Annotated in this window: 16 protein-coding genes and 1 tRNA gene; 6 read left to right on the top strand and 11 right to left on the bottom strand. The window is 33.0% G+C overall.

What is annotated here, in order from left to right; translation table 11 throughout:
• Positions 1-528 precede the first annotated feature (528 nt).
• From SY27_RS05005 to SY27_RS04995, 3 genes are all read right to left on the bottom strand, one after another.
• Positions 529-903 (bottom strand): cupin domain-containing protein, encoded by a 375-nt coding sequence (locus SY27_RS05005; RefSeq protein WP_045967795.1) that lies wholly within the window; start codon positions 901-903, stop codon positions 529-531.
• A gap of 67 nt (positions 904-970) precedes the next feature.
• Positions 971-4,207, bottom strand: a complete 3,237-nt coding sequence (locus SY27_RS05000; RefSeq protein WP_235270907.1) for a M1 family aminopeptidase — start codon at positions 4,205-4,207, stop codon at positions 971-973.
• A gap of 49 nt (positions 4,208-4,256) precedes the next feature.
• Positions 4,257-5,129, bottom strand: a complete 873-nt coding sequence (locus SY27_RS04995; RefSeq protein ID WP_045967794.1) for an ABC transporter ATP-binding protein — start codon at positions 5,127-5,129, stop codon at positions 4,257-4,259.
• 200 nt (positions 5,130-5,329) lie between these two features.
• Between SY27_RS04995 and SY27_RS04990 the strand changes: the two genes are divergently transcribed.
• Both SY27_RS04990 and SY27_RS04985 read left to right on the top strand, forming a co-directional pair.
• Positions 5,330-6,124 (top strand): sensor histidine kinase, encoded by a 795-nt coding sequence (locus SY27_RS04990; RefSeq protein ID WP_045967792.1) that lies wholly within the window; start codon positions 5,330-5,332, stop codon positions 6,122-6,124.
• Positions 6,121-6,825, top strand: coding sequence for a LytTR family DNA-binding domain-containing protein (locus SY27_RS04985; RefSeq protein ID WP_045967790.1), 705 nt, complete (start codon positions 6,121-6,123; stop codon positions 6,823-6,825). The genes SY27_RS04990 and SY27_RS04985 overlap by 4 nt, the downstream gene beginning before the upstream one ends.
• A gap of 317 nt (positions 6,826-7,142) precedes the next feature.
• On the opposite strand, the gene SY27_RS04980 is transcribed toward SY27_RS04985, so the two are convergent.
• Positions 7,143-7,217 (bottom strand) — tRNA-Pro (locus SY27_RS04980).
• Positions 7,218-7,346: 129 nt separating this feature from the next.
• Here SY27_RS04980 and udk point away from each other — a divergent pair.
• The 4 genes from udk to scpA all read left to right on the top strand — a co-directional run bounded on the left by udk (position 7,347) and on the right by scpA (position 11,907).
• Positions 7,347-7,955: a uridine kinase gene (gene udk / locus SY27_RS04975; RefSeq protein ID WP_045967788.1), complete on the top strand. Its 609-nt coding sequence runs from the start codon at positions 7,347-7,349 to the stop codon at positions 7,953-7,955.
• 2 nt (positions 7,956-7,957) lie between these two features.
• Positions 7,958-8,308, top strand: a complete 351-nt coding sequence (locus tag SY27_RS04970; RefSeq protein WP_235270904.1) for a septum formation initiator family protein — start codon at positions 7,958-7,960, stop codon at positions 8,306-8,308.
• Between the two features lie 107 nt (positions 8,309-8,415).
• Positions 8,416-9,783, top strand: coding sequence for a methylmalonyl-CoA mutase subunit beta (locus SY27_RS04965; RefSeq protein WP_045967786.1), 1,368 nt, complete (start codon positions 8,416-8,418; stop codon positions 9,781-9,783).
• A gap of 3 nt (positions 9,784-9,786) precedes the next feature.
• The gene (gene scpA / locus SY27_RS04960) at positions 9,787-11,907 is read left to right on the top strand and encodes a methylmalonyl-CoA mutase (RefSeq protein WP_045967785.1); all 2,121 of its coding nucleotides are present in this window, start codon (positions 9,787-9,789) and stop codon (positions 11,905-11,907) included.
• Positions 11,908-11,949: 42 nt separating this feature from the next.
• Here the strand turns inward: scpA and SY27_RS04955 are convergent, their stop codons facing one another.
• From SY27_RS04955 to SY27_RS04925, 7 genes are all read right to left on the bottom strand, one after another.
• The gene (locus tag SY27_RS04955; RefSeq protein ID WP_052705144.1) at positions 11,950-12,846 is read right to left on the bottom strand and encodes a glycerophosphodiester phosphodiesterase family protein; all 897 of its coding nucleotides are present in this window, start codon (positions 12,844-12,846) and stop codon (positions 11,950-11,952) included.
• A gap of 136 nt (positions 12,847-12,982) precedes the next feature.
• On the bottom strand, positions 12,983-16,192 hold the full coding sequence (locus SY27_RS04950) for a VIT domain-containing protein (RefSeq protein WP_045967780.1): 3,210 nt from the start codon (positions 16,190-16,192) through the stop codon (positions 12,983-12,985).
• A 288-nt stretch (positions 16,193-16,480) separates the two neighbouring features.
• A complete protein-coding gene (locus SY27_RS04945) occupies positions 16,481-16,741 on the bottom strand; it encodes a hypothetical protein (protein WP_045967778.1) in 261 nt (86 codons plus the stop codon).
• Between the two features lie 332 nt (positions 16,742-17,073).
• Positions 17,074-17,742: a hypothetical protein gene (locus tag SY27_RS04940; RefSeq protein WP_045967776.1), complete on the bottom strand. Its 669-nt coding sequence runs from the start codon at positions 17,740-17,742 to the stop codon at positions 17,074-17,076.
• Positions 17,743-17,747: 5 nt separating this feature from the next.
• Complete coding sequence (locus SY27_RS18790; protein ID WP_045967774.1) at positions 17,748-18,785, bottom strand: RHS repeat-associated core domain-containing protein; 1,038 nt, start codon at positions 18,783-18,785, stop codon at positions 17,748-17,750.
• Positions 18,782-19,411: a hypothetical protein gene (locus SY27_RS04930; RefSeq protein ID WP_045967772.1), complete on the bottom strand. Its 630-nt coding sequence runs from the start codon at positions 19,409-19,411 to the stop codon at positions 18,782-18,784. The genes SY27_RS18790 and SY27_RS04930 overlap by 4 nt, the downstream gene beginning before the upstream one ends.
• A 2-nt stretch (positions 19,412-19,413) precedes the next feature.
• A partial coding sequence (locus SY27_RS04925; RefSeq protein ID WP_161794124.1) for an RHS repeat-associated core domain-containing protein occupies positions 19,414-22,206 on the bottom strand: 2,793 nt, incomplete at its 5' end.

Here is a 22,206-nt window from a genome sequence, read left to right as displayed (position 1 = left end):
ATAGATTATAATGAAAAAACAAATCATAAAATTGTTTTTTCATTATAATCCTTGCTTTCATCTCAGATCTTTTATGTGCACAAACATCTGTTAAAAAACTTCCAGAAAACCTTCCTGTAATTATAGAAGTGCTGGTAGGCAACGACGGTTATGCTTCACAAATGATTATTAATAAAGCATTAAGTGATATTCCTAAATTAAGTTTTTTAGCGTGACCAATATTTCTTCTAGTTGGAACGAAAAGTTGTCTCAAGATGCAATGAATCAAATAAATCTGAAATATGACTTTCTTAAAGGAATGAGTGTTTTTGGTGGAGTTCACTACACTCCAGTAAAGAGTTTAGTTATAAAGACTATAGTTTTGGATTAGGGGGCTAATTGGGATGCTTTTGGTGCAGAAAAAATAAGATTGTTAAAATTATTGATGAGAGTTAAACCATATCTAACCCATAAATCTTTTGAAAACTTTTTAATCGTATATATTGTTACCGACAGTAACTTCATTAGCTATTACTTTTATTTCTTCCTTTATATCCATTCCAATTTTTCAACAGTTTGAGGTACTTTTATTTCTCCTGTATGCTGTGTGGTTTTGGGCTCGATAAGCATTACCATAACTTCTTCTCCTTTTGTCCAAGGCCTGTGTTCTTCTCCTTTTGGTATTATCAATATTTCTCCAGATCTAGTTGATATTGTTTTTCCATCTTTAAAGTCCATCATTAATGTGCCGCTAACTACCACAAACATTTCATCCTCATCCTGATGGTTGTGCCAGACAAAGTCATTCTTAAGTTTACAGAGCTTAACATATTGTCCGTTGAGCTCACCAATTATATGTGGTGTCCATAACTTTTCAAACAATGAAAATTTTTCCAAAATGTTGATAGAATTGATCTCTTGCATATTTCTTTGATTTTAAATGGTTAATTTAAATGTTTTTTGATGTCGCTCTATAATGATCAATAGGGTTTTACTTAATACTATTGACCTGTTCAAATAAATCTGTTATAACATGTTGTTTCGAATCCGGAGCTACTTCACGAAAATACTTAATTAAGTCCACGGTAGTTGCATAGCGATTTGGTTTTTGGGAATTATTGAAAGAATGCCAATCATTGAGAAAATGCCTTAACGCCTTGTTTATATTTTCTTTGCCAATTTGTTTCTGCAATTCATGCATAGAGAGTGCTCCTTTGTTGTAGTAGATATGTTCTTCATTTTCAACCAACGCCAGTGGCAGTTCCTTCTTGCTAGATTTTAAATTAGCTTCTGTGTATTCATCCAATTGGAGCTTTAAAAATTGCTGCACTTTTTCATCTGAGTATTTTTCTTTAAGTACCATTATGGCAGCATACTGCGACAGTGTTTCCAAAATCATGTTTTGTCCCTGTACGTTTGCGGCTTCCAGTTGCAAGCCCCACCATTGGTGAGCCACTTCATGGGCAGTAATATAAAATGCCATATCTACATCTTTTTTATCATCAATATCCATAACAAAACCAATCGCTTCTGAAAAAGGAATGATGCCTGGTAGAGATTGCGCAAATGTTCGATACCTTGGAAACTCTACAATACGAAGTTGTTTGTATTGGTACGGACTGAAATTGGTGCTGTAATAGTCTAATGACATTTTCATAGATTCCATCATACGTTCGAGGTTGTATTCATGTCCTCTCTGATGATAAATCTCTAAATCAACAAGTTCCTTTGAAGTATTGCCTGATGGGATATAGGTTTCCCTCATTACCTCATACTGGCCTGATACAATGGGATAAAAGTGGATGATTCGTTGATTGGTTTTATAATGAAAATAATTTCGACTCTCTATGTTCCATGTTTTAATTAAATCGCCAGAAGTAAGTGCTGTTTGTGGTGCTTCTGTACTGATTACTATATCTAATGTGATTCCATCCGAATCACTTCCTCCACGTGCATTTACCAATTCTTTGACATCATCCCGCTTGGCTTTTTGCAATCGTGGAGCCAGCTCAAAATCTTTTCGGTCGTCCTCGTCCTGCAATTCATACTTTTTCTGATAACCAAAGCTTGGTAAAACAGCGTTATCAAAGAAAGTCCCGTTATATACCACATCTGTATTTGAATTATCAGTTTCAAAACCCATCGGCTTTAAGGTTTGTTTGAAGTTCATTTTCATTGTATCACCCGGAGCTAACGATTGACTCAATTTGTAAATGGTATACTGATATTTTTTATACATTTTGTTTATTTTTGAAGCACGATCAAAGGTTACATCCGTTAATTTCACATTTGATTCTAGTAGTTTTTGTACATGAATTTCACAAATGGGCATTTGCGATGTATTGGTAACAACATAGTAACCTGTTATTTCGTAGGATCTTTGTGATGGAAACAAGTTGATTTTCAAATTAACATCTATAATTTTAGGTTGCGGAATATATTCAAACTGCTTCAGGTTTTTTTCGTAACCAGCTCTAAAATCATCTTGCTCACTTTTGGTCCAGAATTCATTTAACACATTGGTATTGTAAAAAATATAACTTCCAGTACTGATGAAAAGCGTCAGGCAAACTAAACTGAAAAACTTCAACGATTTTCCCATTTGTTTTAATCCATTCGTCCATCGTTTTCCTAACCCCGTTTCGTTGCTCTTTGCCATCAAGATACTTGCGAGGATCAAAAGCAGAATGCCAAACAAAACCCAATAGCTTTTTACCCAGAGATAGGCAGTCAAGAAGTGTCCATAACCATTCATATCCGAGTATGTGGCCAGTGCCTGTCCACCAAAGTTAAGTAGCGCATGTTCCAAACCAAATACACCAATGGCTACGTTTATTATAGCGAAGGCGATGGTGGCCAGCATTCCCATAAACTTGTTGCCAGTAAGTACTTGAAAGAATATGGATGCAAATGTGTACAAGGCCAGGAATGGGAATAGCTCTAAAAAAAATCCGAAGAAGTAGACATCCAATTCGTAGCGATAGTAGCCGTTTAGTGTTTGGAAAAAAATGCCAGCAGTAATGAGTGAAAGCATGACAATGGCATAGATGAAAAGTAATCCCAGAAACCTGCTGCTCAAATTAATAAAACTACTAAATGGTGAGGCATCATGAATAAGGTCTAGCTTAACATCCCTTTCCTTCCACATAATCTCACCGGAATAAAAGACTAAAATGATAATGAAGAAGTAAATAGACATATCTCGCAATTCTTCGATAATGAAATACGTGGTTGGATAACTATCTACTCCATAGGAGGTACCTAAGCTCACCGAATTGACAAGGATAACAATAAAGCAGCACAGAATAATCGTCCAAAAGGAAATGAGCCTGAAAATAGACACGCTATGAAACCAGGCATTGAGCAATAGCTGTGCGAATTGCGCCTTAATATCAAAGACAGGTGTAACCGAGGGTAATGCCTTGGTAAAAGTAAATGGTAAGGCTTTTACTTTTTGTTTATGTTTTTTATTGAAAGCTTTTTTGTTTATGACCATCAACTTAAACTTGATGTAGCCAATCGTCAGTGCCAAAATACCCAAACCTAGCCAAAAGAGTTTGTTAAGCAGCATAATACCAGACACGGGAATCAGCAAATAGTTCCTGTCCATTACCGTCCACTCCTTACTTGCTTTAGTTAATGTGGTAAGTGAAAAGGGATCCAATAATGCTTGAAAGGTTTCATTTGTAATGCCTTTAGTAATCATGAATAAAACAAAAATGACCACACCCTGAGTGTACACAACCATCAGATTTTTGCTGAGTGCACCAGTCGCAAAAAATACAGAAGCACCAAAAAACAAGGTGGGTAACACCACCCAAAGAAAGGGCTGCAAATAATTAATAAATTGAAAGGGTAAAAATTCGCTTGGATCATTCCATGGCAAAAATTCTCCAATCGTCATTCCCCAGAGCACACCACTGAAAATAAAAAGTAACACAGCAAAGGATCCCAAAAAACGGCCTAATAAGTAATTCTTCTTGGAGATAGGGTTGACATAAATAAGTGAAGTAATGTCGTACTGAAAGTCACGCAGTACAGGAACACCCATAATCATCGATGCAATAATCATCGACAATCCCGTAATGGCTCCCATGGCTTTAGCAATCACAAGTGGAGAATTCTTCTTCACTAATCCTAAATCTATTCCCTGAAAGACAAATTCAACGCCCACTGCTGAGAACAGGAACAGAAGAAGAAAGAAAAAATACGTTTCAGGTCGCTTCAATCGGTATTTAATTTCGAATATGAAAAATTCGTATAACATGTGGATAGAATTAAGAATTAAGAATTTGAGACATATAAACATCTTCAAGATTGGCGTCAATGGATTTGAACGTTGACCCCGGGTGCGTGTCACTCACCACATGAACAATCTGGTTTCCTAAATACAGGCGATCACTAATAACCTGATATTCATTTTTGTATTGTTCCAATTCATTTTTGTGTATGATTTTCTCATATAACCGCCCTTGCAGATTTCCCATAATTTCTACGGGATTACCCTGAATAAGCACTTTGCCTTTGTTGATGATGGCCATTCTAGGACATAACTCTTTCACATCATCTACTATATGCGTTGAGAGAATTACGATGGTATACTCGCCCACTTCACTTAATAGATTATAAAATCGGTTACGCTCAACAGGGTCTAATCCTGCTGTTGGTTCATCCACAATCAGTAACTTAGGGTTGTTTAACAATGCCTGGGCAATGCCAAAACGCTGTTTCATTCCTCCTGAGAACTCCCCTAGTTTTTGGCCTCGAACCTCGTATAGATTTACTTTATGAAGAAGTGCATGCACAATTTCTTTACGTTCTTTTCTATTCATAATCCCTTTCAACACCGCTAAATGGTTCAATAATATCTCAGCAGATAGTGCTGGATAGACGCCAAATTGCTGTGGCAGATAGCCTAACAATTTTTTTAGTTCATTCGGACGTTCTAAGATATTGAGGCTTCCAAATTTGATACTTCCACTGTCGGCTTCCTGCAAGGTTGCTATAGTACGCATGAGCGTTGATTTACCGGCGCCATTTGGCCCAAGTAAGCCAAACATACCCACCGGTATTTGTAATGATACGTTTTGAAGTGCTTTAACTCCGTTACTGTATGTTTTAGAAAGGTCAGTTATTATAAGTTCATCCATGATTGTTAATTTTGAAAACAATATTAAGATGAATAGAATGGATATAAAAAGGAATGGGACAGATGTATGGAAAGTAGGTACATATTACCCGGATTGTGACATGAAACCACTTGACACCTATCAACAGTACGTTCATCACACCTACAAGTACATCTGTAACAATGCATCGGTCGACTAGAATTTTTATGTAATTTTACAGCATGACTTTCCTTCAAAAAACTTTTAATAAGCAACGCCTTCAAAAGCTAGTACCCTACTTTTTTATCGTGACCACCATGTTATTGGTGGTTTTTAATGATTTTTTCGGAAAAGAAGAAGATTATCACATTTTCATTCTATTATTTTTCATTTCAATGACAGTCTGGATGATACGCTGGTTAATTATTCAGATTAAAATCATACTCCGACTAAAAAAAGACAAAACGCAAGCGGAATTAATGCACTTAAAGAGTCAGGTTAATCCACACTTTTTTTTCAACACCTTGAATAATCTTTATGGACTGGTAGAAAAAGATACCGCTAAAGCACAGCAGTTAATTCTCAAATTATCTGACATGATGCGTTATAGTATTTATGAAGGACAAAATGATTGGGTTACCTTAGGGGATGAAATCACCTATCTTGAAAACTATATGGATTTGCATAAAATGCGATACCATAAGGAGATTATTATTCGCTTTGATATAGATACAGTAGATCGGAATATTAAAATTATGCCATTGCTGTTTATTATTATGGTTGAAAACGCTTTCAAACATGGGGTAGAAAAACTAAGAAAAGATGCGTTTGTTTACATTCGATTAAAGGCTACATTGCAACATGTTGATTTTGTAATTGAAAATAATTTTGATGCCGATGAGCAATCAAGTATTCAAGGAATTGGTTTAAATAATCTCAAAAAAAGACTGGAATTGGTTTACTTGAACAAACATGAATTGGAAATATCTACCAATCATGATGCTATTTATAAAATTAGATTAAGACTTACTTTATGAATATTAAATACATTATAGTGGATGACGAGTCGTTGGCACATGACATCATCCAAAAATATTGCTCACTGTTGCCCAATATGCAATTAATGCAGAACTGCTACGATGCCATAGAAGCCATTGAATACCTCAATAATAATTCGGTAGATTTAATTTTTCTGGATCTGAATATGCCTAAATTACAAGGATTTGAATTTCTAAAAACCTTGTCTCATTCACCAAAGGTAATTGTTACCACCGCCTATAAAGAGCATGCCTTAGAAGGTTATGAATTAAACATTATTGATTACTTGCTTAAGCCCTTTTCATTCGAACGTTTTTTGAAAGCGGTTAACAAGGTACGTACAGATACTCCTAAAATTATATCTAACTTGCAAAATGTGGTTGCCGACAAAAAACAGGAAAGTTTTTTTCTTCGTTCAGATAATAAATACACACAAATTGTACTTAATGATATTTTGTTTGTAGAGTCTTCGGGCAACTATATTAAAATTGTCCTAAAAGAAGAAATTATCACCACACGTGGAAAATTATCGTCAATGATGGAACTTATGCCCATTGACTGTTTTATTCAAGTACATCGGTCTTTTATGGTAGCACAGAAGCATATCAAACGTATTGAAGGAAATCAGATATTTCTCGATAATTATACAGTGCCTATTGGAAAATTATTCAAGGTTCAGTTGGATAGGATTCTAAAATAGAAGTACTAAGATTCTGAATAGTCATTTAGTGGAGTTACTACATTTACTCAGACATAAATTTTAAGACTATTTAACTAAAAAAATTAGAATCATGAAAAAGCTAAATTGATAGTTCTTGAATATATAGAAATATAGCATCATAAAAATTTAAGAAATGATATTTAGAATTTCATCCAAAGAGCAATATAGAACTTAAAAAATCACCCTCTTTTTGTTACAAATCCAAAATAACTTGTTATCCTTAAATGAAGATTAAAACAAAAAACCTGTTAATCATATGATTAACAGGTTTTTTTATAAATTGACATCACAATTTGTCGGGGTGGCAGGATTCGAACCTGCGACCTCCTGCTCCCAAAGCAGGCGCGATAACCGGGCTACGCTACACCCCGTGAATGCGGTTGCAAATATAAGACTATTATTATTACTTACAAATAAAATAATAAATATTTTTAGCATTAAAATTAAAACCCTAAAATTAAAATCAAATACTTAAATTTGCCATATAAAAATTAATCAAAATGCTAGTTATTGGAATTGCTGGTGGAACAGGTAGTGGAAAAACAACTGTAGTTCACCAAATAATGAATGAACTACCAGCTACAGAAGTTGGGATAATATCACAAGATTCATATTACAAAGAAACACATCATCTTAACTATGAAGAACGTACTAAAATAAATTTCGATCATCCAAGAGCAATTGATTTTGATTTACTAGTCTCACATTTAAAAGATTTAAAAGCAGGAAAAACAATAGAACAACCTGTTTATTCTTTTGTAACACACGATAGAACAGAAGATACAATCATTACACATCCACGAAAAGTTATGATTGTAGAAGGAATTCTAATTCTTACAAACCCTGAACTACGTGATATGTTTGACATAAAAGTATTTGTTCATGCCGATTCTGACGAAAGATTAATCAGAAGGTTAAAACGAGACATTGCTGAAAGAGGACGAGATATGGAAGAAGTATTACACCGATATCAAAACACATTAAAGCCAATGCACCAACAGTTCATTGAGCCTACAAAAACATACGCAGATATTATTATTCCAAATGATCGATACAACACAGTAGCAATCGATGTAGTAAGAGCTGTAATAAAACAACGCATACACTAAAATTGAATAAAATAACAACTATATTATCTCGTTTCAAATTCCTAAAATTATTAGGAAACAAATATGTATTAGTACTCATATTCTTCATAGTATGGATGTTATTTCTAGACAATTACTCTTATCTAGAGCATCGAGTACTAAACAAACAAATGGAAGAACTAGAAGACAATATAGAATACTATAAAACAGAAATAAAAGAAGACAGCACAAGAATAAAAAAGTTAAAAAATAGTGATCAAATTGAAAAATATGCTCGAGAAAAATATTACATGAAAAAAGAAAACGAGGATATATATATTATTGAATTCGAAAAAGAAAAAGAAGAAGCTGATTCAAAAAACAATCAGCAATAAAACTTCCATCCCTTTTTCAAACCATTTTCTTGCTATTCACATTATCATGATAGCTAGCTAAATCAAACTATCAAAACTTTTTCAAACCATTAAATACAATTTAGGTAATGGCAAATAAAAAATTATTTCAAGAATTCACCACTGTTTCATCAAAAGAATGGAAACAAAAAATACAAGTAGAACTTAAAGGAGCTGATTATAACGACACTTTAATATGGGAAAGTCTTGAAGGAATAAAAGTAAAACCATTCTATCACAAAGATGAGTTTAAAAAAAATACTTCTGTAAGAACAAACGTATCAACCTTTAAAATCTTACAAAATATCTTTGTAAATGATGTAGAAAAAGCAAAAGAAAAAACAAAAGAAAGTTTAAATAGAGGAGCCGAAAGCATCCGATTTACAATAGAAAATGAAAATATTGCTATTGAAGCATTATTAGAAAGTCTTCCTTTAGAAAGTACTATTTATCATTTCAATTTAAAATTTTTATCCATTCCTTTCCTAAAAAAGCTAAATGATTTTGCTACTTCAAAAAAAGGAAATTTTATTATTCAAATAGACCCTATTGGACAATTAGTAAAAGAAGGAAACTGGCATGAAAATATTGAAAAAGATTTTCAAAAAATAAATACCATTACTAGCGAATCGCACTTTCCTGTTATAAACATAAAAACCAATATTTATCAAAATGCAGGAGCTAATATCATTCAACAATTAGCTTATACTCTAGCGCATCTAAATGAATATTTCAACAGAATTCCATCTATCAACAATCAACCCATTACAATTGAAGTAGCTGTAGGAACAAATTATTTCTTTGAAATAGCAAAACTAAGAGCCTTACGCATTCTTTTTAATACATTAGCAAAAGAATACAATCATGAATTTGATTGTCATATTATTGCTACACCTACAAAACGAAATAAAACACTATACGACTACAATGTAAACATGCTTCGTACCACAACAGAATGTATGAGTGCTATTTTAGGTGGAGCCAATGCAATTGCGAATTTACCATATGATACATTGTATCATAAAGACAATGAGTTTGGAGACAGAATTTCTAGAAATCAATTATTAATCTTAAAAAAAGAAAGCTATTTCGACAAAGTAAATAATCCCGCTGATGGAGCTTACTATATCGAAACACTAACGGATCAACTAGCCGAGAAAGCATTAAATTTATTTAAAGATATTGAAGCAAATGGAGGTTTTATAACCCAATTAATAGAAGGCACCATACAACGTAAAATAAAAGAAAGTGCTGAAAAAGAACAAGAACTTTTTGATTCTGGAAAAGAAATTTTATTAGGAACTAATAAATATCCTAATAAAAATGATAGAATGAAAAACGAATTAGAATTATTCCCTTTTGTAAAAACAAATTCACGCAAAACACTAATTACCCCTGTAATTGAAAAACGTTTGGCTGAAAAATTAGAACAAGAACGATTAGCACAAGAAGAATAAGCTATGAGAAAAGACATACAACATATTGAATTAGTCAAAAGTCTAAATTCAAAAGATGAAAATTCAAAAGACTTTCTAACGGCTGAAAATATTGAAATAAAATCAACCTACTCCAAAGTAGATATTGAAAATTTAGAACACCTCAATTTTGCAGCAGGTTTTGCTCCTAATTTACGAGGCCCTTATAGTACAATGTATGTTCGTCGTCCATGGACAGTTCGTCAATATGCAGGATTTTCAACCGCAGAAGAAAGTAATGCTTTTTACAGAAGAAACTTAGCTGCTGGACAAAAAGGACTTTCCGTTGCCTTCGATTTGGCAACTCATAGAGGTTATGATTCAGATCATGAAAGAGTGGTTGGAGACGTTGGTAAAGCAGGTGTTGCTATAGACTCTGTTGAAGATATGAAAATATTATTCGACCAAATCCCACTAGGAGAAATGTCTGTTTCAATGACCATGAATGGAGCCGTTTTACCAATTATGGCATTTTACATTGTAGCAGCAGAAGAACAAGGAGTTCCTGCTAAACTACTTTCTGGAACCATCCAAAACGATATTCTAAAAGAGTTCATGGTTAGAAATACATATATCTATCCACCTACTCCATCCATGAAAATCATTGCCGACATATTCGAATACACAAGTAACAATATGCCAAAATTCAACTCCATTTCAATCTCTGGTTATCACATGCAAGAAGCAGGTGCTACTGCCGATATTGAACTAGCTTACACACTAGCTGACGGATTAGAATACATTCGTACTGGTTTAGCAGCAGGAATGGACATTGACACTTTTGCTCCTCGTCTTTCCTTCTTTTGGGCAATAGGAATGAACCATTTCATGGAAATTGCAAAAATGCGTGCAGGAAGAATGTTATGGGCAAAACTCCTAAAACAATTCAACCCTAAAGACGATAAATCATTAGCATTACGCACACACTGTCAAACATCAGGTTGGAGTTTAACAGAACAAGATCCTTTTAATAACGTAGCGAGAACAGCCATTGAAGCAGCAGCAGCAGCATTTGGAGGCACACAATCTTTACATACAAATGCTTTAGATGAAGCTATTGCATTGCCAACCGATTTCTCCGCTAGAATTGCACGTAATACTCAAATTTTTTTACAAGAAGAAACCAAGATTTGCAAAACAGTTGACCCTTGGGCTGGAAGTTATTATGTAGAAAGTTTAACCGCAGAAATTGCCGAAAAAGCTTGGGCATTAATAGAAGAAGTAGAATCTTTAGGAGGAATGACCAAAGCAATTGAAGCTGGAATCCCTAAACTACGTATTGAAGAAGCTGCTGCCAGAAAACAAGCACGTATTGATAGCGGACAAGATATTATTGTTGGGGTTAATAAATACAGACTAGAAAAAGAAGATCCATTACATATTTTAGATGTAGACAACCAAATGGTTCGCAAGCAACAATTAGAATTGTTAGCCAAAATAAAATCGGAAAGAAATACCGAAAAAGTAAATGACTCTTTAGACAAATTAACCGAATGTGCTAAAACAGGAGAAGGAAATTTACTATCTTTAGCAGTAGAAGCTGCTCGAAATAGAGCAACTCTTGGAGAAATTAGCGATGCTTTAGAAAAAGTATTCGGAAGATATAAAGCACAAATTAGAAGTTTTAGCGGAGTGTATAGCAAAGAAATAAAAAATGACGAAAGCTTTGAAAAAGCAAAACAATTAGCCGATGCTTTCGCTAAGAAAGACGGTCGTCGTCCTCGTATTATGATTGCCAAAATGGGGCAAGACGGTCACGATCGTGGTGCAAAAGTAGTAGCGACAGGCTATGCCGATGTAGGATTTGATGTGGATATTGGTCCATTATTTCAAACACCAGTGGAAGCAGCCAAGCAAGCCGTAGAAAATGACGTTCACATTTTAGGTGTGTCTTCATTAGCTGCCGGACACAAAACCTTAGTACCACAAGTAATTGCCGAGTTAAAAAAATACGGACGTGAAGATATTATGGTGATTGTAGGTGGCGTAATTCCCGCTCAAGATTACCAATTCCTTTTCGATGCAGGTGCTGTAGCTGTTTTTGGTCCTGGAACTAAAATTAGTGAAGCTGCCATTACTATTTTAGAAGTATTGTTGGAGGATTAAAAAAACATACCTGACAGGTTTTTGAAACCTGTCAGGTTTATTTTATCTCTTCAACTTATTCTCCTTAATATAAATTTCCATTTGTTTTGCCACTTCAACAGGTCTATCAGTAGAAATAATCATAACACCTGCTTTTACTATATCAAGGTAAATTTTATCTCCATTGGTAATAGCACTTTTATCTAAGTTACCCATTGTTCCAGAAATACAAGTAATTCCTTTCAATTTCATATAGTCCATTACTTCTGGTTTTGGAAAAGAAGTTCCAACAAAAGCAACCATATTTTTAGCTTTTACTCCTAAATTTTCCATACGTTCCACATCTTCTTTTCCTCTAGCAGAAACAGAAAGCATTAAATCTGGAGCTAAAGTAGCAACCTCAGCAGCTTGGTTTGCATTATAAGTAATAATAATAGAATAATTTTCTGCGTTATTACGTCTTATAGCATCTACAACCATTTTAAAAGGCACACCCCGTTTCACATCTAATGTATACACCACTTTCCCTTTTCCCCATTGTAATACCTCATCTAATGTTTCTATTTTATAAGGAGTACGATTGCCTTCGTTATCTTCCAAAAACAAGGCTTGCAATTCTTCATAAGTGTACTCATTAATATTACCTGTTCCTGTTGTGGTTCTATCTAAAGTATTATCATGCATCATTACCAAAACCGAATCTTTGGTCAAAGCAATATCGGTTTCAATAATCGCTGGATTATATTGTATTGCGTTTTCAAATGTAGCAGTACAATTTTCAGGAAAACCCACTGTTGGTCCGCCACGATGTGCACTTACAACAGGATAAAAGTTACTTGATGCTCTAAAAAAAGACTTAAAAGAATCATTATTTTTAAACTCCAAAGTATGTAGCTTATCTTGTGCTGTTACTGAACAAACACTACAAAGTGCCACTACAAAAACGAATATCTTTTTCAAAATAGTATATTTAAAATTTGAAGTGCAAAAGTAGGTATTCTAAAGATGCATACAATTCATCAAATTGTTAATTAATAGATAAATATCTTTTCAACTTCTCTCCATTAAAAAAACCGAACAGACGTCCTAAAAAATATTACTCTATTTCAATTTCTGCTAAATTCTGATTTTCTTTTACTTTACCTAATTGAATCGTTTGCAAGGTACGTTCTATTTTACCATTCTTCCTTTTGATATAAATCTCAACCATAACTGTTGCAGGTCCACTTTCGGTTAATTTGGTTTCTCCGTAATAATTTGTTTTTATTTTATACTTTCCTTTTATTGCATTACGTAATAAATATTGTTCTGGTCCATATCCTCGTGTAAAATCTTTAGAAAATCGTGCGCCTATTTCTGTATTCACATGAGCATAATAACACTCCTCACCTGTTGGCTCTATAATATGCAAATCGATATCGGTGTCCATTTGATTCCAATTCAAAATGATACGTACATCTACAGGTATATGTTCTGTGTATTTTTTTTCTAACTTTCCTGTATTTATTTTTTTATGCGTAGCAATCATTCGGTTGATGTCCATTAAAATAATGTCTTCAATACCTTGATAAACACCACTCATTTCTCCGTAATAATTGGTTTCCAAAGCGGTTACTAAGGCATCAAATGCTTCTTGATATTGTTTATTATCTTCTAATGTTAAAGCCAAATCTCTATAAGATTGCGGTTCGTGTGCTCTCCATACTACAATCTTTTTCGCTACATGCAATGCCATTTCATTTGCTTCCCATTGACGTAATAGATATAATAACGATTTGTATAATTGATGGTTTTCTAAATCCAATTCAGCAATATTACTCAATACTAGCAATGCATTGGCTCTATCTCCTGCTTCGTAGAAATGATTGGCTACATCAAAATAAAAACTTGGATTTTCCTTATTCACTTCTCGCAATTGCAAATACAAAGCATATTTTTCTTTTTGGGTTACTTTATCTAAGGCCTTTAAATAAATTCGATCTGGATTCCAACTGCTTGTTTTTACTGTTCGTGGGTTATTTGAACTAGAAATTGGATCTGGTGTAATCTCCACTCCTGCAACTTGACTAGGCAAAGAACTCATTCCTCTAATAGATATCGATTCTTCTTCTACCTTTTCTACTTCACTGTATGCTTCAACATTTTCTACTTGAACTGAACTAGCCCTTCTTTCGGCTCTTCTTCTTTGTCTTCTATCTCCTCTATCTTCAACTGCATATGCAGTAACTACAACTTCTTGTAACGCTACATTATCATCAAGAGTTACAGTATAATTAGATTGTGACTCTATTCTGAATTCTTTCGACTGATAACCTATAAAACTAACAATCAATACATCACCTGTCTTAGCATTTATAAACCCAATACCATCAAAACTTACCGTTGTACCAATAGTAGTATTTTTAACTTGAATACTTGCCCCTGGCAACGGACCTAATGCATCGTTAACAGTAACTGTAATTCGTTTTACTTCTCCAGTAGGATTGGGTTGTAAGTTGGAACCTGTTACAGTATTGTCTCTTTTATTCTTTTTTGGTTTTACATATTTTGGCTTCACATACTTAATATCTTTTTCCCACCAAGTAGACAAACCATTAAAATAACTGTCAATGTTGTTCCAATTACTCTTTTTTGTAGCTTCTCTTTCGGCTAACTGGTTCTTTTTTATTTTATCGAATTCTTCTCTTAATTCTGCTGGTGGAATAATATCATATAAAATATAATCGTTAATATCTTCCAATACAATTAAAGACGTATTAGGAGTAATGATGCCATATTTTTTACCCATGGTTTCAATTGCTTCTGCATTTTTTTCATATTGAATCTCCAAATTGGCTATTTTTTTCTGTGCCCAAAGTTTTTCCACACTAATTTCTGCTATAGCTTGGTTCTTTACGTCTAACTGAATTTTCTTTTCAGTAAGGTTGTTTGTATCATAACCAAATAAAAATGTAATTTCATTAGAAGGTAATAACGAAATACCCGAAACACTGAAATTATCGGTCACAGAAGTACCGATCATTGGATAGGTTTCTACCAATGTAGGGTTGTTTTTTATCCCAAAAAACAACAAATTCTTATATAACAAACGATCTAAAGCTTCTTCTTTTTTCACTTGATTCAAGTTTATAAAAGCTCCACCTGTTTTCATGGCATTGTAATTCAGAAAAGCATAATCAGCCGTTACGGAAGAAGTAATCGTGTACACTGGTTGTTTACTTTCAGGTAAAGTAGCGTCACTCAAAGTGGATAAACCATCTGTAAAAAATAGAATTTCATCTTTTTTAGGAAAACCAATTTCCGAAAAACGAGTACCTCCATCATAATTTATCGTTTCTAAAACGTTTCGTAAAGCCGACCAATCTCCATTGGTAATCGTAAAATCGGCTTTTTTATCGAATGTAAAACCTACGAAATACAAACTCACAGCAACGTTATCCAACTTTTTAAAATAGGCATCCAATAATTCCAATTCCTTTTTTGTATCGCGCTTAGCACTACTCAACGACACATCCCAAAGCAAACCGATTGATTTTGGTAATGCTTTGGCTTTCTTTTCCGTTTCCAAATGCATATTGGCATAGAAATAATACTGATTATCATTGGCTTGCGCAATTACCGTGGGAATAGCAGAAGTAATTGGAATTTTTACCAACAATTTATCATTAGGCAAATAATGCTCCTGTTGAATTTTTGCTTGATAAATGGTGTTAAATTTTTCTATTGTAATTTCTTTACCGTCATTAGTAATAATTGGTTTTTCATTCGACCCAACCACTGAAACTTCCAATTCGAAACTATCTATTTTCTTCGTGTAAGCACTCACCATTTGATAGCCTAAAAACGAAGTATCATAACTAGTCAATTCTTGTTCGTATCCAATAATTACAATACGTTCTTTATTAGGTAAAATAGGATAAATACGGGTTTTAAAGTTGTTTCCTTCTACTCTTTCTAAAAGACCTGGATCTACTCTTCTATGTTCAATGGCTTCAAAAACTTGTTTCCCTTTGTTTTTATTCACCGGAACAGCTTCTCTCATTTTTCCATTAATATCAATCGCATAACGAGACACCGAAACGCCTTCTGGCAACGGAAACAGCAATTCGGCTTCCATATCGCGAGCAGCAGCATTAAAGAAATGCATCTCAGTTGTGGTGTAAGCAATATTACCCACTACTTTCACACTTACTTTTAATTTACTCAATCGCACCAAGGAAGAGTCTTTGTCTTTCACAGTAAGTTGCGGATTTTGCCCCACAACAAATTGGCTTATAAACAGGAGAAACAGGATTACTTTTTTCATCTTATAGTCTTTTTAAAGAAAGGTTATAAAGATATAGAGTATAATTCTTATAAAAAGGTTGGGAAGAGAATTTGTTTTTTTTTAAAATTATTTTAAAGGATCAAGAACTAGTTAAAAAAACATTTAAAAATAATAGTTTAGAATCGATAGGTATTTGTTCATTTTTTTCTAGGAATTCCACATTGGTGTTTCCAATATTAATACCACCATTTCTAACGAATGTTTTGATGTTTCCATTTTATAAAGTTACAGTAGGAAGATCTTAATTAATTCACCTATTAGGTTGTTCTAATAGCCTATTGGATACCAAATACCTCTGTTATTTGGAGGTAAAATATTAGGTAAAATATGATGACTATCTAGTGTCCTTAAATCAACATCTTGTATGTAATCTTTTATTGTCATTCTATAATCATTCTTAAAAATTTTACTTCTTAAAATGAGTAACGCATCATCATAATTGTATGCGGTCACTCCACATCCTAAATGTAAACCTAGAGGAATAGGGTTGGATTTCTCAAAATTAAACCAAAATCTAATCAAATTCATTTTTTAATTATTTTAATCATTATTTCTAGGCGTGACTACCTGTGGCACAGCAGGTAAAACCGGTAGCGGACTTGGAGAAGATGCAATAATACCAGACTCAAACCTAATAATTGTTTTTGTATTGAAAGCCTCCTGCGAGATAATTGATTTGGGTTATGTTAGTTGCTTCATTCACTATTTTGCTTACTTTTCGTCCTGTTGTATTGTAAATATAGCTAATAGTATTGGTGCCTATAACTATTTTTTATAAGTAAAGTATCACTAATCTTTGAAACATTATCGGTTTAGTTGTGAAAGGCGAAACAGGTTAGGAATCGTCTATATTTAGCTATCTACTTTTCATTAAAAAAAACAGTCTCTAATATTTTCTTTTCACTTGAAAGCATCTTAGATTTAAAAAAGGTATCAATATTTTCGATTTCTCCATCTTTGAATTCAATTTTATTAATGAAAAAATATTGTGGTGCATTATTAAATAAACTTTTATTTTTAAATGAATAATTTAGATTCTGCCTATATTCTTCTAACAGTAAGACTAATGATTCATCAGTAAACTCAATTTTGGTTTCATTAGAACTATTGTCAGATAAAAACATAATTGGAACGTATGATTTATCCTCTTTAACAATGGTTATTACCTTATCATAAATCATTTCACCTGAGTATTGCATATATAATACATATATCTCATCTATATTTTCACGTTTAACATTTTTTAAAAAAGCATTAAAATTTTTAGTTAAAAGTTTATCGTTAAAACTCTCTATTTCTCCATTAATTAGATGATTTAAAGAATTTAAGTAATCATCATTTTCACTGAATTTAGAAATTAAGAATAGTTCCTTTTCTAACTTAAGAGACTTAATATTAGATCTTTCTATCTGTTGTAAAAAAGTCTTAACATCAGACGATTCAACTTTATAATCATTAATTGCGGTTGTATTTTTTATCGAATTACAACTATATAATAAAGCTACAAAAATGTAAAAAATATTTTTCATATTACTTATTCCTTTTTAGGGCTAAACATAGGAGTAGCTCTTGGTGTTACACCTTGTTCTTTTCTAATTTTATTTTCTCTTTCTCTTACCGTTAATTCATCTTTATCCGCTTTGACAGTAGAGCCTAGACTATCTCCATCTGGATTTAAAATAGAAACTTCGGTGTTATCTGTTTTACCATCTGTATTTTCATCTGCATGTAACAACTCATGTGCTAACCCTATTTCAGATGGTCTTCCTGTTGTTCCATCTTCATTTGCTATTCTTTCTCCTTTATCATCAGGATTAAATGTAATTGAAGTATTCCCATTATCAGATTTTAATGAAATATTCTCATTCCCTGTTTTAATTGTCACTAGAGATTCTGAGCTAATCAAACCGCTAATTAAGCTTGTTCCATTAGTCAACTCTTTATCACTATTTGCTTTCCCTCCAGAAACTTCTTTTACTAAATAACCTCCTTTAGTTTCAACCAATCTTAGCTTCGAATTTGTTAATTTTTGAAGATTTGTTTTAATTTGATGTATTTGTTTTCTATTAGCCGAGCTGTTAGCATCTCCTTTAAGTGGAATAAAAATATCATTACCATCAAGGTCTATAGCTATTGTTGGCATGTTTGCAACATAAACATAAGGGCTAATATTGAAATATTTTTCTGCTTTGTTGTCAACATTCATCCATCTACCCAAAGCAGCATCATAATTCCTTGCACCATAATCGTATAGATTTAAACCTAATTCATCTTGATACTCTTTCCCGTTGTATTTATAATTATATTTAAAATCAATAGGACAACTTGGGCAAGGTTCTTCTAAGACAAGATCTCCACCACTTTTRTAATATGCTTTTCTACTCATATTATAATTAGCATGCTTTAAGCCAAAAGGGTAGTAATTATTTTCTTCTAGTATTTCTAATGCTTTTGTGCTTGGGTCTGTGCTATAACTTAAACGAATATTTCCTAAATGATCGGTATAATTAAATACATAGTTGTAATTGTTTGCTTCATGTTTTACATAGCCCTCAGGCAAATTATTTATCACTTTATTTTAAATTGATGCATACTAAATGTATCACTACAAGTCTTTAAACATGGGAATCTTTCTTTATCAATTTTATTTTGTCTCAAACCTTTATAAAGACACTTAAAATCTATACTTTCAACAAAATATTCTCTAAAAAAAAGTTTCTTTTTTAAATCTTTAAAATTATAGTCTCTATATGCTTTTTTAATATCAAAATAGAATGCAAAAAAGTCATTACTATAAAAACCTGATAAACGATAACTCCTACCTGTATTTTGATTAATTGCAATAATATATTTAGAGTCATAACCCAAATCAATTTTTAAAAACCATGATTCATTAGTGTTTAAACTATCACTATACTTAATGTCTGTAATTGTATAAAAAGTAAAATCACCATCAATAGAAAGAAAAATATTAGATTTTAATTTTAATGTATCTAATTTTATAGAGCAATTTTTTTTAAATGAGTCATATAAAGAATCGTTCTTAACAACTGTTTTACTTAAATCACTTCTTGTGATATTTTTTTTATCTAAAAATAGATGCATTTTAAAAATATCTTCAGCTGTTGTTTTTGATTGACTGTATAAGTTCAAAGTACATAAAAAAGTCAAAATAAAAACTATTTTTATTTTTATCATTATCATGGTTTAATGGTTTGTAATAACATTATAAATCTTTGTTGCCAATCCATTGCTGTTTTAGCAAAAGTTTCATTTCTATTATCTGGATGTTGGCAACTCATAGATTTACCAAATAATATAGCTTTATTACGCGCTACTTTAGCCGAATAAAAACTATCAAAAGGAGCATTTGCAATACCAACAGCGTGACCAAACTCATGAGCTATAGTCGCACCTCTGCCAAATTTTGAAGACCCATCGAATGTTATATTTATATTCCCATCACCACCTAGCTCTTGATTTGTATAACTAGAAGGCCAAACAGAAGGTGATGTTTCAGCTCCGCCTGAATTTGGGTCAACAGCACCATACTGAACAATAACATCTATATTACTTCCTGTTACTGCATTTTTAAGATTATCCACTTGTGCAAAACCTTCAGGGTCTACGCTTTTAAACTCATCTATAGTTGCCTGAGCTTGTTGATAGTTGTATTCTGCTGATTTATATTGTGATTCTGCTTTCGCTAAACCTTCTTTTTCGGATTTATAAGATTTGAATTCTTTCTTTGAATTAAAATCCCTGCGTTTCATATTAGTGCTTGAATATTTACTATCAAATTCTGCTTTTTTATTATCTCTTTCTTTTAACTTCTTATCTCTTTCTGCTTCATTTCCATTAATAACTTTCATCCCATCAGGGTCAAGAAAATAAATAGGATTATTAACAGCATAAGCATAAGGTGTATGTCTTCTATAGATTTCCGCAAGCGGATCAATATTCATCCATCTACCCAAAGCAGCATCATAATTCCTTGCTCCGTAATCATACATGTTAAGTCCTAGCTCGTCTTGATACTCTTTCCCGTTGTATTTAAAATTATATTTAAAATCAATAGGACAACTTGGGCAAAGTTCTTCTAAGACAAGATCTCCACCGCTTTTATAATATGCTTTTCTACTCATATTATAATTAGCGTGCTTTAAGCCAAAAGGGTAGTAATTATTTTCTTCTAGTATTTCTAATGCTTTTGTGCTTGGATCTGTGCTATAACTTAAACGAATATTCCCTAAATGGTCGGTGTAATTGAATACATAGTTGTATCTGTTGACTCCGTTTATTTCCACAATACTTACATAGCCTTCAGCATGTGGAAACATCTGTAACGAAGTGCCTACATATTGAAAACCGCCTTGTAAATAGGTTGTTTGATTTGCCAAAGTATTGTTTTTTGTGATTTTCTTTTCTACTTTAATTCCTGTTGCATTGTAAATATACTCAATTTTATTTCCGTTGTCAAATTGAATTTTAACAGGCAAGTTTAAATGRTTATARAYAATRTTTGTGATGCCTTTATTRTCATCTTTTGTCATATTYCCATTAGCATCGTAAGTGTAATCATCAGTAGGATCTGCAATACCATCACCATCGTCTTTAAAGCCTCTAGGATTATTTGTAGTATCAAATACTTTTAAGAGTTGRTTTTTGTTTTCTGTATGATAAGTATATGCTAAATCRTCAATTTGCAAGGTATAATCTACATCGTCAAACTCTCCAAAGCGTTGTAGAGATTGTATGTTTCCGTTTTTGTCGTAAGTTTGAGATTCTCCATAGGAGTTTAGTGAAGCTATTCCTTTTTTATACGTRGCATTGATTAAACGATTTAGATGRTCATAATCATAGCTGTATTTTCGGGCAATATTATCATTGCCTGTTTTCCAAAGTGTTTCTGAAATATTACCATTGAATAAAGCAATGGCGTTTTCAGGATCATTGTAGTTGATTTTAAAAGCAAACAAATCGTTTTCAGTGGCAATATCATTGACATCATTAATGCTTTTCAGCCAACCTCTCACGTTGTAAGTATAATCTACTTTTTGTAGTCCTGTAGCGCTTGGGCTTACATTGGTGCCACCTACTTTTTTACTAATCAATTGTCCTAGTTCATCATAGGTATTTTGGGTAATAAGTTGTTCTGGCAGACTGTTTATTTGYTGTTTGTGTTGGGTTAAACGRTCTTGTGRGGAATAGCTAAAACGATCGGTAACSGTTARTACTGTAGCATTRGTRTCGTATTTATGAGTSGTAAYGGTATAYTCGGTTTTTCCAGCCCAATCSAGTTTAGAATCTACTTGTGTAAATCCRCCTAAATGGTTASWWGTATAGGAACGYACYGGTCTATAACGATCATCGTATAAAGTATAGCTGGTTTCTGCTGCATTTGGGTTGGCATTGTCTAATACTCTCACCCATGAACCTGTTGGTAAGCCTTTTACATTGGTCGCTATGGTTTGCCCTTCTACTTGCGTTGGCACAGGATTTGGAATGCCTAAAAGAGTGTAATTGTCATAGTAATTTTTGGTTAAAACATTGGCGGTATTAAATACAAAAGGATTGCTTCCTTCATTGATGTGGGTTTGATATGTGTTTCTATAAGCAGAAGTAACATATCCTTTTATCCATGCGGTTTGAGTCACTCTTCCAAAAGCATCGTATTCGGTTACTAGCCATCCTATGGTTGACGGATTGTCTTCGTAAGGCGAAAAAGCAGGTCCAGTAGCTACAGGTCGATCTAGTTTGTCATAGACAATAAATTCCCATTGTTTACCCGGTAATTTCTTTTCTACTAATCGGTTGCGATGGTCGTATTGGTATTGATACCCTAAATTATCCAAATTAGCCTGACTGGCAATGCCTTCTGCTAATGGTGGAATCACGTAAGTAAGGTTGCCAAATTGATCATAAATATAGTAGGTTTCGTGTGGTGTGTTATTGTTAAAAGTACGTTTTAATACCACTTGTCCTTCTTTGTC

The organism is Flavobacterium sp. 316 (assembly GCF_000967805.1).
GTDB classification, from domain to species: Bacteria; Bacteroidota; Bacteroidia; order Flavobacteriales; family Flavobacteriaceae; genus Flavobacterium; species Flavobacterium sediminilitoris.
This window is presented reverse-complemented; position numbering and strand designations above follow the sequence as displayed.

Excerpts from the sequence above, each read along its gene's own strand:
- SY27_RS04950 (WP_045967780.1), bottom strand. The coding sequence starts at position 16,192 with ATGAAAAAAGTAATCCTGTTTCTCCTGTTTATAAGCCAATTTGTTGTG.
- SY27_RS04940 (WP_045967776.1), bottom strand. The coding sequence starts at position 17,742 with ATGAAAAATATTTTTTACATTTTTGTAGCTTTATTATATAGTTGTAAT.
- SY27_RS04990 (WP_045967792.1), top strand. The coding sequence starts at position 5,330 with ATGACTTTCCTTCAAAAAACTTTTAATAAGCAACGCCTTCAAAAGCTA.
- udk (WP_045967788.1), top strand. The coding sequence starts at position 7,347 with ATGCTAGTTATTGGAATTGCTGGTGGAACAGGTAGTGGAAAAACAACT.
- SY27_RS04985 (WP_045967790.1), top strand. The coding sequence starts at position 6,121 with ATGAATATTAAATACATTATAGTGGATGACGAGTCGTTGGCACATGAC.
- SY27_RS04930 (WP_045967772.1), bottom strand. The coding sequence starts at position 19,411 with ATGATAAAAATAAAAATAGTTTTTATTTTGACTTTTTTATGTACTTTG.
- scpA (WP_045967785.1), top strand. The coding sequence starts at position 9,787 with ATGAGAAAAGACATACAACATATTGAATTAGTCAAAAGTCTAAATTCA.
- SY27_RS05005 (WP_045967795.1), bottom strand. The coding sequence starts at position 903 with ATGCAAGAGATCAATTCTATCAACATTTTGGAAAAATTTTCATTGTTT.
- SY27_RS04945 (WP_045967778.1), bottom strand. The coding sequence starts at position 16,741 with ATGAATTTGATTAGATTTTGGTTTAATTTTGAGAAATCCAACCCTATT.
- SY27_RS04965 (WP_045967786.1), top strand. The coding sequence starts at position 8,416 with ATGGCAAATAAAAAATTATTTCAAGAATTCACCACTGTTTCATCAAAA.
- SY27_RS04995 (WP_045967794.1), bottom strand. The coding sequence starts at position 5,129 with ATGGATGAACTTATAATAACTGACCTTTCTAAAACATACAGTAACGGA.